The organism is Streptomyces sp. JLSY215, assembly GCF_059682825.1.
This window is the reverse complement of the sequence record NZ_CM185022.1, coordinates 2,846,485-2,858,826: the sequence shown is the minus strand read 5'-3', so window position 1 is coordinate 2,858,826 and position 12,342 is coordinate 2,846,485. Positions and strand designations below refer to the sequence as shown.

The window sequence follows — 12,342 nt, the reverse complement described above, 5'->3', positions numbered from 1 at the left end:
CGATGCAACCGAGCGGCCGGCCGTGGTGTTTCACGTACGAGAAACGAAACGCGGGGGTCCCGGGGGTGCCGGGAGGACGGGGGTGGCGACGATGAGGGACGAGATAGGCATCAGGCCGATGCCGACAGCGGCACCGCCGCATCGGACTCGGCCACGGCCTCGGACGCGGACGCGAGCCTGACGGGCAGGGTCCGGTAGCCGCCGGAGATGAACCCCTCGATCGGCACCAGCTGCTCGGTCGGGACGGCCAGTTCCAGGTCGGGGAAGCGGTCGAAGATGGCGGGCAGGGCGATGCGGGCTTCCATGCGGGCGAGCGGGGCGCCCAGGCAGTGGTGGACGCCGTGGCCGAAGGCAAGGTGTTCCTGGCCGGGGCGCTGGATGTCGAAGTCGTCGGCGGTGGAGCCGTGCTGCTGGGGGTCGCGGCCGGCCGACACGTACGACGGCATGATCGCCTCGCCCTTGCGGATGGTGGGGCCGCCCGGGATCTCGATGTCCTCGACCGCGAAGCGCAGCGGGAGATTGGCGATGCTGGGGTCCCAGCGGAGGGTCTCCTCGATGACGTCGTTCCAGGAGGCCTTGCCGCTGCGGACCAGTGCGAGCTGCTCGGGGTGCGTGAGGAGGGCGTGCACCGCGTTGCCGATCAGGTCGACGGTGGTCTCGTGACCGGCGACGATGACGAGGAGGAGGGTGTCGACCAGCTCCGCCTCCGTCATCCGCTCGCCCTCGTCGTCCCGGGCGCTGACCAGCAGGCTGGTCAGGTCGTCGTCCGGGGTCTCCCGCTTGAGGGTGACCAGATCGGTGAGCAGCGTATGGATGGCGACGGCCGTCCGGCCGGCCTCTTCGGGGGTGAGGGTGGGGTCCATGATCGCGTTGGAGAGCTGGGACAGCTCGGTGCGCATGTCACCGTCCGGCACGCCGAACAACTCGCAGATGACCTGCATGGGGAGGGGGTGAGCGAAGGCTCCGCGGAGGTCGACGACCTCGCCCGCCGGGCTCGCGGCGAGCTGGTCCAGCAGTGCGTGGGTGATGCGCTCGACGCGGGGGAGCATCGCGTCGGTCCGGCGCGCGGTGAACGCCGGGGCGATCAGCTTGCGGAGGCGGCGGTGGTCCGCGCCGTACGCGGTGAACATATTGGTGACGCCGACCCAGGTCTGCAGCCAGCTGTCGTGGTATTCGCCGCGCTGCCAGGCGGGCCAGTGCTGGCGCGGGTCCTTGGAGACCCGGGGGTCGGTCAGCAGATCCTTGAGGAGGGAGTGACTGGTGATGGCCCAGGCCTGGGCGCCGGCGGGTATCTCTATCAGGACCGCGGGGCCTAGCTCGCGGAGGCGGGCTGCCTCTCCGTGGATATCGGCTCCGGTCGGGTCGATGACGACGGGCTGCTGTCCCATGGGGTAGCTCCTGCCTGCTCGGGGGTGATGGGGGTGAAACGGGCCGGAAGAGCGGTGAGCGCACGCTGGAAGGCGCCGGGACGCCACTCCAACTGCTCGGGTGACACGGCGAGTTCGATGTCCGAGAGCCACGCGGTGAGCCGCTCGATCGCGGTGGTCACGATCACCAGGGCGTGCCGCTGGACGGGGCAGGCGTGGGGGCCCGAGGCCCATGCCAGATGCGAGCCGCCGCCCGTACGGTTCTGATCGAGGGTGGTGGAACCGAACTGTCCGTTGGCGGCCGCATAGGAGACCAGTACCAACTGCCCCTGGCGTACCCAGGTGCCGTGGAAGAAGACATCACGGCGGGGGTAGTGCGCGGAGTAGTTGGCCATCGGCGGGTCGTTCCACAGCACCTCGTTGATGGCGTCCCGCGCGGTGAGGGCGCCGCCGGAGAGGGTGTTGTAGTAACGGTCGTCGGACAGCATCCGGGAGAGCGCGTTGCCGATGAGGTTGGTCAGCGGTTCATTGCCCGCCGCCATCGTCAGCACGATCTGCGGGATCACTTCCTCGTCGGACAGCCCGTTGGGGTGGTCCATGAACCAGGAGGTGAGGTCGGGGCCGCGCTGGGCCTTCTTCGCCGCGATCAGTTCCATGATGTAGGACGTGAACGCGGCGTCCGCGGTGACGGCCGCCTCGGGGTCGGCGGCCTCCATCAGCCCGGCGATCGCCGAGATCAGCCGCTCGTTGTAGGAGTCCGGCATACCGAAGAGGTCGTTGAACATCATCAGCGGCAGCAGCCGGGCGTACTCGCCGATGAGATCGACCTCACCGCTGGCGCCGAACGCCTGGATGAGGGTGTCCGCCGCGTGCTGGACCTTGGCGCGCAGGATGTGCGGTTCGACCAGCTCGAAGCTGTCGGAGATGACCTGCCGGTAGCGCCGGTGCGTCTCGCCGTCGTTGAAGAGGGCGTTGGGCCGGTAGCCCAGCATCGGCATGACCTGGGAGTCGGCCGGAATGGTCTTCTGCCATTCCCGGGAGTCCTTGGACCAGGTGGCGGTGTCGTTCAGCAGGTCCAGCGCCGCCCGGTAGTCGATGACCAGCATGGCCGTCACATCGGGGGCGATCTCGACGGGCGCCAGCGCGCCGTACTGCCGCAGATGGTTGTAGAAGCGGTTCGGGTCGGCGGCGAACTCCGGCCCGTGCAGCTTGAGGGGGGCGTAGGCGTCGGACCGGCCGAGCGGCTGATGGGCGGGCTGCTGCCAGCCGCCGGCGTCAATACCGCTGCCAATACCGCTGCCGGTGTCGACGCCGTGGCCGGTGTCGAAGCCGCTGTCGAAACCGGTGCCGGTGCCGATGCCGGTGCCGCCGTGGGCGTGCGCCGGGCAGCCGGGCGGGGGAGTGGCACCTGGGGGGTGCGGGGATGTCACGAGTTCTCCTGGACGACGGGGGTGTCAGGGGCATGCCAGGGTCGCCATCAGGGCTGTCACGCGGGACGTGTGCGCCCTGGCCGGTTCTCCTGGGCCCCTACTGGCTTTGCTGGGGCGTATGCGACAGCACGTGCGTGACGAGGGCGATCAGCGCGTCGACGGACTGGTCCCGGTCCCGGGCGTCGCACATCACCAGCGGCGTGTCCGGGTGCAGATCGAGTGCCTCGCGGAGCTTGGCGACGTCGTAATGCGGCGCATCGGGGAAGGTGTTGACCGCGACCGCATAGCGCAGCCCGGCCTCCTCGATGATGTCCATCACCTCGAAGGAGTCCGCCAGCCGGCGGGTGTCCGCGAGGACGAGGGCGCCGAGCGCGCCGCGCGCGATATCCGCCCACAGCGGCCGGAAGCGCTTCTGCCCAGGGGTGCCGAAGAGATACAGCACCAGGTCTCCGGGCAGCGTCAGCCGCCCGAAGTCGATCGCGACGGTGGTGGTGGTCTTTTCCCGGACGCCGTCGAGATCGTCGACGACCGCGCCGGTCTGCGTCATGACCTCTTCGGTGTGCAGCGGCGGGGTTTCGGACAGCGTACGGATGAGCGTGGTCTTGCCGACTCCGAAAGGCCCCGCGACCAGGAGCTTGACGAGTGTCTGGTCGGCGCCGGAAAGATACATGCCGCCGGTGCTAGGACTTGAGAGAGCGGAGTCCATCGAGAACCCTCTCCAGGATCTGCCGGTCGAATTGCTCGGCTTCGGGTATGGGGACACGGGCGAACAGCCGCCCGGCATCGACGAGATCGGCCACCAGCACCTTCACCACACTGACGGGCAGTCGAAGGTGGGCGGCGACCTCCGCCAGAGACAAGGCCCCGGGCTGCAACAACTCCAGGATCCGCCGCTCTTCGGGGCGGACCTCACTGGTGATCGGCATCCCCGCGGTGTGCAGCAGGGAGAGCCGGTCCAGGGTGTTGCGGCTGGGGCGGGCGCGGCCGCCGGTGGCCAGATAGGCCGGTACGAGGCGCCTGTTGCTCTGGCGGGGGGTCATGCGGAGTTGCCCAGATCTCGCGCCGGACTGTTCATGACCTTGTTGCCCAGGGTCGACACCTGGATCTGCATATGGTGCGCGACGACACCCATATTCACCTCGGGCGCCGCGAAGACGGCCAGACAGGTGTTCTCACCTGCGGGGATCGCGAAGACCCAGCCCTCCTCGGACTCGATCACGGTCTGCCGCAGCTTGGCGTCGTGCTGCTCGGCGAACGCCGCGGTCACCGCCCGTCCGGCGCCCTGGAGCGCGGACATCATGGCCGCCACACCCTCAGCGGCGTCCCGCTGGAGACCGGGCGAGGAGCCCTCGATGAAACCGTCACCGGAGATAACGGCGGCGTGGATAACATGCGGCAGCTCCAGGAGCGGCGCCAGCACCCAGGACTTGTCCTCGATGTTGCGGCGGCGAGCGGGGGCGGGGGTGTTCATTACTGGGGGTTCCCTTCAATACTGCGAGGGGGCTGTGGCTGTTGTGCTGCGGCCCGCCCGGATTCGGTGCCCTGCTGGAGTGCGGCCCAGCGGGAGGCGGTCTCTTCCGGGGTGCGCAGGGACTGCGGTTGGCTGCGCGGGGCGTCCTGATCGAGGTCGGAGACCGGGGTGCGGCGGCGCCGGCGCGGGAGTTCGGGCTCGTCCCCCCTGGCAGGCCCGGAACCGAGCCCGGAACCGAGCCCGGAATCGAACCCGGAAGCGGGTCCGGCGGCGGGCGCGGCAGCGCCGAGGGAGCCGGTGTCGTACAGATCCGCCGGGTTGGGCGCCGGAGGCGCTGCGGGGGATACGTGCGAGGCGGGCGAGGCGGGCGAGGGAACGGGAGCCGGGGACTGGTGCGCGGCGCGGCCCGGGTTGCGGGTCGGCAGCGTGCCCCGGTCCTGCGCGCCGGAGCGGTGGGGAACAGGAGCCATCACGGACATGGGCTGCCGGCTCTCGTCGAGGATGGTGAGCAGAGGGTCGCCCGGGATGTACACGATCGCGCGCACCCCGCCGTACGGGGAGGCCTCGATGTGCACCCGGTAGCCGTACTGCCGGACCAGCTGGCCGGCCGCCGCGAACCCGGTGCGCGGCGGGTCGCCGAGCTGGGTGAGCAGCAGATCCCCGTCACCGGACAGCAGCTTCGCGGCGTGCTTGAGCTCCTCCTCGTGCATCCCGACGCCGTAGTCGTCGATGATGACCGAGGCACCGCGGTTGCCCTGCTGGAGGATGACGTTGACCGGCAGTTCCTGGTGCGAGTGGTGCAGCGCGTTGGCCAGCAGCTCGGTGACGGTGATCGCGATCGGCTCGACCGCGCGGGCCACGACGGCGATCGGGTCGCGCAGCTGGTTGGTGATCTGCACGCGCTCATAGCCGCGCAGCCGGGAGGTGGCGCCGACGACCAGCTCGGCGAGGTAGGAGTCCTCACGGGTCAGCCCCGGCCAGGCGGCACAGACCACACCCGTCGCCTGAATACGCCGCAGCGCCTGCTCGTTGAGGAAGTCCGCCGCCAGCAGGTCCTGCGCGATGTTCGGGTCGTCGTAACGGTGCTGCATCCCCTGCAGCTGCGTCTGGAGCTGGTAGAGCAGCGCCTGGATGGTGGTGGTCGCGCCCCGCAGCGTGGACTGGGCCGCGGCGTCGACCCGCTCCCGCTCCTTCGTCACCGCCTCCGCGATCTGCTCCAGCACGGTGTTCAGTGCCTGATCGGTCTCCGACCCGGCGAAACGGGAGTCCAGCAGGCCCCGTACGGGCACATGCGGATGCGCCAGCGCCAGGGTCAGATCGGGGAGGCGGGCCCCCGCCAGATGCCGGATCTCGGCCTCGGTCGCCCGCAGCCGGGCGGTCAGCTCCGTATTGGCGTGCAGTGAGGTGGAGTTCTGCTCCTCAGCCGAGCTGAGGCGTTGTCTCAAGGCGGCGCTTTGCATCCTCGCGCGGATCACAAACGCCGCCAGCACCAGGGCGGCGGCCGTTCCGGCGCTGAGGCACCACAACAGCGCCTCGGGTATGGATGTCATCGGGATCCTCGGGTGGGGGAATGTGGTGAGCGGCGGTCACAGCGTTGTGTTTGCCGATCATCACGCGATGCTACCGGGGACATGACGTCCTGTGAGGCCCTCGGTAAGGCCTGCGTGAGAAATGCAGAAGGTCGCATTCCGCCCTTTGTGAGGCAGAGGGTTACGTGTTGCGGCCCCGCGGTCGTGGGGACGACGGCGGGGCCGAGACGTTTATTGATGCGGTATTAACTTGCCGGTGATGGAGCGGTCTTGATGCTGTCCACGAACGCGGACCAGCTTGCGGCCGATATGACCAGGGCCGGGCCGTCGGGGACCTTGCTGTCACGGACGGGGACGACGCCGGGGAGGCCGTCGCGGACCTCGATGCAGTCGCCGCCGTTGTGGTCGCTGTAGCTGCTTTTGCGCCAGCGGGCGGCGCCGGGGAAGTCGTGGGCGACCTCGATGCAGTCGCCGCCGTGCCCGTCGCTGTAGCTGCTCTTGCGCCACTGAGCGGCACTCAAGTCGTACTCGCGCATCGTCTGTAGTCCTCAGCCGCCGATTCGATCAGGGAGAGGGACGCCTCCGGGGAGAGGGCGGCGGCCCTCACCAGATCGTAATCCTCTTGTACTCGCTTCACGATGGCCAATTCGTCCAGCAGATTCGCCGAAAACACGGCTTCCGTATAGACCGTTGGTGGCGCATCTCCGAACTCCATGAGCTTCGCCATCCGGCCCATGATGGGAGTGGGGCCCGCTGCGAAGGGGAGGATTTGCACCAGTGTCCTGCGGTCGCGCACCAGCCGTGCGATGTGGTCCAACTGCTCGGCCATGATGGCGGGATCGCCCACCACCACACGCAGCACGGCTTCGTGCATGATTGACCTGTAGTCGAGCCGCGTGGCGCCGTTGAGGATGCAAGCCCGCTCTATCCGGGCTGAAACCTTCTCCTCGATGAAATCGTCCTCCGCGAACGGATTGCTCGCGATCGTGACGGCCCGCGCATACGGTGCCGTCTGCAACAACCCAGGCACCGTCATCGACTCGAAGTCGCAGATCTTCGTAGCGATCTTCTCCAGCTCCGCGGCCTTCGCGAAATACGCCGCGAACGGTGACTTCTCCAGCAGTTTCCGGCAGAGCCGCTCAAAGAATCCGTCGGTCTCCAGTGTGACGTCGAGCTGGGCCGCCAATTCCGGCGACGGCTTGCGCCACCCCACCTCGAATGCGCCGATGTAGGCGGCGGAGACGAACACCCGCCTCCCGAGCTCCTCCTGGGTTAAGTCGGCCGCCAGTCGGCGATCTCTGAGTTCCGACGCCAGAAACTCCCACCCGCCCTCCTGCAACTCGCGAGGTCGGCGTTTTGGGGCCATGAGCACCACCTTCCTTTCCCGAAGAAGGCTAGTGCCGCTGCGTCACCGCGAGGATACGAACAGTGAAATCCCGCCGATGCCCACGCCCGCGCGCCCATGCGCGAGAATGACCCCCATGAGTCTGTTCCGCGACGACGGCATCGTGCTGCGCACCCAGAAGCTGGGTGAGGCGGACCGGATCATCACGCTGCTGACCCGGGGCAACGGTCGCGTGCGGGCCGTGGCACGCGGTGTGCGGCGGACGAAGTCGAAGTTCGGGGCGCGGCTGGAGCCGTTCTCGCACGTCGATGTGCAGTTCTTCGCCCGCGGCGGCGAGCTGATCGGCCGCGGGCTGCCGCTGTGTACGCAGAGCGAGACGATCGCGGCGTACGGCGGCGGGATCGTGACGGACTACGCCCGCTACACGGCCGGAACGGCCATGCTGGAGACGGCCGAGCGGTTCACCGATCACGAGGGCGAGCCGGCCGTACAGCAGTACCTGCTGCTGGTCGGCGCGCTGCGGACGCTCTCCCGCGGCGAGCACGCGCCGCATCTCGTGCTGGACGCCTTCCTGCTGCGCTCCCTCGCCGTGAATGGTTATGCGCCAAGTTTCGACAGCTGCGCGCGGTGCGGAATGCCCGGTCCCAACCGGTTCTTCTCGGTCGCGTCCGGCGGTGTGATCTGCGGCGACTGCCGGGTGCCGGGGAGCGTCGTACCCTCCTCGGAGGCCATCGTCCTCCTCGGCGCGCTGCTGACCGGTGACTGGGAGACGGCTGATGCGTGCGAGGCGCGGCATGTCCGGGAGGGCAGCGGGCTGGTCGCGGCGTATTTGCAGTGGCACCTGGAGCGGGGCCTGCGCTCCCTCCGGTACGTAGAGAAGTAGCGAACGACCTCAAACAGATACACGTACGTCAAGGCACATAGGAGTTGTGGGGCGCATGGCACGACGCGGGATTCTGGGGCGTAACCGGCGCGAGTACGAGACGCCCGAACCGCACCCGTCCGGTGCGCGTCCGCCGAAGATTCCCGGCGAACTCGTCCCGAATCACGTGGCGGTCGTGATGGACGGCAACGGCCGCTGGGCCAAGGAGCGCGGGCTGCCGCGTACCGAGGGGCACAAGGTCGGCGAGGGCGTCGTCCTGGACGTCCTCAAGGGCTGCATCGAAATGGGCGTGAAGAACCTTTCGCTCTACGCCTTCTCCACGGAGAACTGGAAGCGGTCGCCCGACGAGGTCAAGTTCCTGATGAACTTCAACCGGGACGTCATCCGCCGGCGCCGTGACGAAATGGATGCGCTCGGTATTCGTATCCGCTGGGTCGGGCGGATGCCGAAGCTGTGGAAGTCCGTGGTCCAGGAGCTCCAGATCGCCCAGGAGCAGACCAAGAACAATGACGCGATGACGCTGTATTTCTGCGTGAATTACGGCGGGCGCGCGGAGATCGCGGACGCGGCGGCGGCAATCGCCGCGGACGTACGGGCCGGAAAGCTGGACCCGTCGAAGGTGAACGAGAAGACCGTCGCGAAGTACATGTACTACCCGGACATGCCGGATGTGGATCTCTTTGTGCGGCCGTCCGGTGAGCAGCGGACGTCGAATTACCTGATCTGGCAGAGCGCCTACGCCGAGATGGTCTTCCAGGACATCCTGTGGCCGGACTTCGACCGCCGGAACCTGTGGGACGCGTGCCTGGAGTACGCGAAGCGGGACCGCCGGTTCGGGGGCGCGCAGCTTGCGGCGGGCGAGTCCGCCACCTGAGACCGGGACGCACACGAGCGGGCCGCCTCCCGTGGGGGAGGCGGCCCGCTCGTGTGTGTACGGCTACTTCTTCCGCTCCGCGGACTGCTGCGTCGCCTGCGCCGCCCGCTCCGCGCAGTCCCCGCACGTCCCGAAGATCTCGATGGTGTGCGCGACATCGCGGAAGCCGTGCTCGGCGGCGATCTGGTCGGCCCACTTCTCGACCGCCGGGCCCTCGACCTCGACGGCCTTCCCGCAGGCGCGGCACACCAGGTGGTGATGGTGATCGTCGGTGCTGCACCGGCGGTAGACGGCCTCGCCCTCGCTGGTGCGCAGTACGTCGACCTCGCCGGCGTCGGCGAGCGACTGGAGCGTTCGGTAGACGGTGGTCAACCCGACCGAATCGCCCCGGTGCTTGAGCATGTCGTGGAGTTCCTGCGCGCTGCGGAACTCGTCGACCTCGTCGAGTGCGGCCGACACCGCGGTTCGCTGCCGCGTCGACCGGCCGCGTACCGGAGATCCCGCGCTCGTCGCCACCGTTGCCTCCCTAGGACGTCAGGACTGTCAGGAATTCCCCCTGCACGTGCGTCGGCCATTGTGCCAGGTGATGCCTGGAACCTTGGGTGGACGCTTACACCTAAAGCTACGGATCTCGTACAGCTGGGGACCTCGGTGTCCCGTGGATCGCTCCGTCACACGCTGACGTCGTCTGTGGCAGAGGTGCGGCTGCCGGGTACCTCCAGGGTGCACCCCTTGCCCGTACTCGTGGCAGTCCTGGCGCGCTTTTTTGCCAGCGGCGCGGCGAGGGCCGTGAAGATCACGAAGAGGCCGATCGCGAAGAGGACGATGGTCGCGCCGGACGGGACGTCCACGTAGTACGAGGTGGCGGTGCCGGTGAGGGTGACCGTGACGCCGATCCCGAGGGCGGCCGCGAAGGTCACCGCGAAGCTGCGGCTGATCTGCTGGGCGGCCGCGACCGGGATGACCATCAGGGCGCTGACCAGCAGCAGGCCGACGACGCGCATGGCGACGGTGACGGTGACCGCGGCGGTGACGGCGACCAGGAGGTTCAGCAGCCGCACCGGCAGGCCTGTCACACGGGCGAACTCCTCGTCCTGGCAGACCGCGAACAGCTGGCGGCGCAGCCCGATGGTGATCGCCAGGACCAGGGCGGCGAGCACACAGATCGTGGTCATGTCCTGCGGCGAGACCGTGGTGATCGAACCGAAGAGGTAGGTGCTGAGGTTGGCGTTGGAGCCCGCGTCGGAGAGGTTCATCAGCATCACGCCGCCCGCCATACCGCCGTAGAACAGCATGGCCAGCGCGAGGTCGCCGCGGGTCTTGCCGTACCAGCGGATCAGCTCCATGACGACCGAGCCGGCGACGGCGACCAGCGTGGCGACCCAGACCGGGCTGGTGTTGAGCAGGAAGCCGAGGCCGACGCCGGTGAGGGCGACATGGCCGATGCCGTCGCCCATCAGGGCCTGGCGGCGCTGGACGAGGTAGATGCCGATGGCGGGTGCCGTGACGCCGACGATCAGGGCGGCCAGCAGGGCCCGCTGCATGAAGGCGTAGTCGAGGATTTCCATCAGGTCAGCAGCCCCGTCCGGATCGGTTCCGCGGCCGGGTCGGCGTGCGGGTGGACATGGTCATGGCCGGGCAGCGCGTGCTGGCCCACGGCCTCCGGCGGCGGGCCGTCGTGGACGACGCAGCCGTCGCGCAGCACCACCGCGCGGTCGATCAGCGGCTCCAGCGGGCCCAGCTCGTGCAGGACGAGAAGGACGGTGGTGCCGCGGGCGACCTGTTCGCGCAGTGCGCTCGCCAGTACCTCCTGGCTGGCGAGGTCCACGCCGGCCATCGGCTCGTCCATGATCAGCAGTTCCGGTTCGCCCGCCAGGGCGCGGGCTATCAGCACCCGCTGGTGCTGCCCGCCGGAGAGCGCGTTGACGGAGTCCTTGGCACGGTCCGCCATGCCCACCAGCTCCAGGGCGTGGTGGACGGCGGCCCGGTCGGCCCTGCGCAGGATGCCCAGCTTCGTACGGGCCAGCCGGCCGGCCGTGACGACCTCGCGGACGGTGGCGGGGACGCCGCTGGAGGCGGTGGTGCGCTGGGGGACGTAGCCGATGCGGGCCCAGTCCTTGAAGCGGCGGAATTCCGTACCGAAGAGGGACAGCTCGCCGCCGGTGAGCGGGACCTGGCCGATGACGGAACGCACGGCGGTCGACTTGCCGGAGCCGTTGGCGCCGAGCAGCGCGACGACCTCGCCGGACCGCACGGTCAGGTCGACGCCGCGCAGCACGGGGCGGGCGCCCAGCGAGGCGGTGGCGGCGCGCAGGTCGATGACCTGCGGCGGGAGCGGCTCGTTCACGATGACCTCCGTCATTTGCTGCCGAGTGCCTTCTGGAGGGCGGCGAGGTTGGCCCGCTGCACGCCGAAGTAGTCCTTGCCGCGCGACTTGCCCGTGATCCCCTCGAGCGGGTCGAGGACATCGGTCTTCAGATGCAGATCGCCGGCCAGCGCCCGGGCCGTGGCCGGATTGGCGATGGTCTCGAAGAAGACCGTCGAGACGTGGTGCCTGGCGGCGAGGGTGTGCAGGTCCTTGATGCGGTGGGCGCTGGGCTCGGACTCGGGGTCGAGGCCGCTGATGGCATCCTCGGTCAGCCCGTAGCGCTCGGCGAGATAGCCGAAGGCCGCGTGGGTGGTGATGAAGGTGTCGGACGCCTTGTTCTTCAGGCCGTCCCGGAATTCCTTGTTCAGCCCGTTCAGCTTCGCCACCAGGGCGTCGGTGTTCTTGGCGTAGTCGGCCTTGTGGTCCGGGTCGGCCTTGGCGAGCGTCTTGCCGACGCCCTTGGCGACCTCGGCGAACTTCACCGGGTCGAGCCAGATGTGCGGGTCGGTGCCGCCCTCTTCGCCGGAGTGGCCGCTGTGGTTGTCGCCCGTGGTGTGGTGGTGGCCGTCGACCTCGTTGCCGTGTTCTTCCAGGCGGGTGAGGGAGGCCGCGTCGGCGACGTTCTTGACGCCGGACTGCTTGATCGCTTCGTCCACGGCGGGCTGCAGGCCCTTGAGGTAGACGACCGCGCCGGACTCGCCCAGCTGGGCGGTCTGCTTCGGGGTGAGCTCCAGGTCGTGCGGCTCGACACCCGGCTTGGTGAGGTTGGACACCTCGACGTGCTTGCCGCCGATCTGCTCGGCGAGGAACTGCATGGGGTAGAAGGACGCCGTCACCCGCAGCCTGCCGTCGTCGGTGCGGCCGCTGCCGGCGGTGGAGCAGGAGGAGAGGGCCAGCAGGCCGAGCGCCGTGGCTCCGGCGACCGCGGCGAGCGATATCTGACGGCGTATGTTCATGACAGTCATTTTCAACAAAAGTGGAAACGATTGTCAACAGCGTCGGGGGCGGGTGTGAGCGGCCCGACAACGCCCCGGAACCGATTTGATCCGGGGGGTACGGCCGCCGGTACCCTGAG

Annotated in this window: 14 protein-coding genes; 2 read left to right on the top strand and 12 right to left on the bottom strand. The window is 68.9% G+C overall.

Going from position 1 to position 12,342, the window contains the following annotated elements; genetic code table 11:
• Positions 1-110: 110 nt before the first annotated feature.
• From AC5677_RS12840 to AC5677_RS12805, 8 genes are all read right to left on the bottom strand, one after another.
• The gene (locus AC5677_RS12840; protein ID WP_497195168.1) at positions 111-1,388 is read right to left on the bottom strand and encodes a cytochrome P450 family protein; all 1,278 of its coding nucleotides are present in this window, start codon (positions 1,386-1,388) and stop codon (positions 111-113) included.
• The gene (locus AC5677_RS12835) at positions 1,313-2,647 is read right to left on the bottom strand and encodes a cytochrome P450 (protein ID WP_497196603.1); all 1,335 of its coding nucleotides are present in this window, start codon (positions 2,645-2,647) and stop codon (positions 1,313-1,315) included. Before AC5677_RS12835 ends, AC5677_RS12840 begins: the two co-directional genes overlap by 76 nt.
• A gap of 247 nt (positions 2,648-2,894) precedes the next feature.
• Positions 2,895-3,467 carry a GTP-binding protein gene (locus AC5677_RS12830; protein WP_497195167.1) on the bottom strand — a complete coding sequence of 191 codons (573 nt, stop codon included), beginning with the start codon at positions 3,465-3,467 and terminating at the stop codon, positions 2,895-2,897.
• 10 nt (positions 3,468-3,477) lie between these two features.
• Positions 3,478-3,837 carry a DUF742 domain-containing protein gene (locus AC5677_RS12825; RefSeq protein ID WP_497195166.1) on the bottom strand — a complete coding sequence of 120 codons (360 nt, stop codon included), beginning with the start codon at positions 3,835-3,837 and terminating at the stop codon, positions 3,478-3,480.
• Positions 3,834-4,268, bottom strand: a complete 435-nt coding sequence (locus AC5677_RS12820; protein ID WP_497195165.1) for a roadblock/LC7 domain-containing protein — start codon at positions 4,266-4,268, stop codon at positions 3,834-3,836. Before AC5677_RS12820 ends, AC5677_RS12825 begins: the two co-directional genes overlap by 4 nt.
• The gene (locus tag AC5677_RS12815) at positions 4,268-5,818 is read right to left on the bottom strand and encodes an ATP-binding protein (RefSeq protein ID WP_497195164.1); all 1,551 of its coding nucleotides are present in this window, start codon (positions 5,816-5,818) and stop codon (positions 4,268-4,270) included. The genes AC5677_RS12820 and AC5677_RS12815 overlap by 1 nt, the downstream gene beginning before the upstream one ends.
• A gap of 224 nt (positions 5,819-6,042) precedes the next feature.
• On the bottom strand, positions 6,043-6,333 hold the full coding sequence (locus AC5677_RS12810; RefSeq protein ID WP_497195163.1) for a DUF397 domain-containing protein: 291 nt from the start codon (positions 6,331-6,333) through the stop codon (positions 6,043-6,045).
• Positions 6,315-7,163 (bottom strand): helix-turn-helix domain-containing protein, encoded by an 849-nt coding sequence (locus AC5677_RS12805; protein WP_497195162.1) that lies wholly within the window; start codon positions 7,161-7,163, stop codon positions 6,315-6,317. The genes AC5677_RS12810 and AC5677_RS12805 overlap by 19 nt, the downstream gene beginning before the upstream one ends.
• Before the next feature lie 115 nt (positions 7,164-7,278).
• Here AC5677_RS12805 and recO point away from each other — a divergent pair, with 115 nt between their 5' ends.
• Both recO and AC5677_RS12795 read left to right on the top strand, forming a co-directional pair.
• A complete protein-coding gene (gene recO / locus AC5677_RS12800; RefSeq protein ID WP_497195161.1) occupies positions 7,279-8,025 on the top strand; it encodes a DNA repair protein RecO in 747 nt (248 codons plus the stop codon).
• A 55-nt stretch (positions 8,026-8,080) separates the two neighbouring features.
• Positions 8,081-8,899 (top strand): isoprenyl transferase, encoded by an 819-nt coding sequence (locus tag AC5677_RS12795; protein ID WP_497195160.1) that lies wholly within the window; start codon positions 8,081-8,083, stop codon positions 8,897-8,899.
• 63 nt (positions 8,900-8,962) lie between these two features.
• Here the strand turns inward: AC5677_RS12795 and AC5677_RS12790 are convergent, their stop codons facing one another.
• From AC5677_RS12790 to AC5677_RS12775, 4 genes are all read right to left on the bottom strand, one after another.
• Positions 8,963-9,415: a Fur family transcriptional regulator gene (locus tag AC5677_RS12790; RefSeq protein ID WP_497195159.1), complete on the bottom strand. Its 453-nt coding sequence runs from the start codon at positions 9,413-9,415 to the stop codon at positions 8,963-8,965.
• A gap of 155 nt (positions 9,416-9,570) precedes the next feature.
• On the bottom strand, positions 9,571-10,467 hold the full coding sequence (locus AC5677_RS12785; protein ID WP_497195158.1) for a metal ABC transporter permease: 897 nt from the start codon (positions 10,465-10,467) through the stop codon (positions 9,571-9,573).
• Positions 10,467-11,261 carry a metal ABC transporter ATP-binding protein gene (locus AC5677_RS12780; protein WP_497195157.1) on the bottom strand — a complete coding sequence of 265 codons (795 nt, stop codon included), beginning with the start codon at positions 11,259-11,261 and terminating at the stop codon, positions 10,467-10,469. The genes AC5677_RS12785 and AC5677_RS12780 overlap by 1 nt, the downstream gene beginning before the upstream one ends.
• Positions 11,258-12,223, bottom strand: a complete 966-nt coding sequence (locus AC5677_RS12775) for a metal ABC transporter substrate-binding protein (RefSeq protein ID WP_497195156.1) — start codon at positions 12,221-12,223, stop codon at positions 11,258-11,260. Before AC5677_RS12775 ends, AC5677_RS12780 begins: the two co-directional genes overlap by 4 nt.
• Between the last annotated feature and the right edge of the window lie 119 nt (positions 12,224-12,342).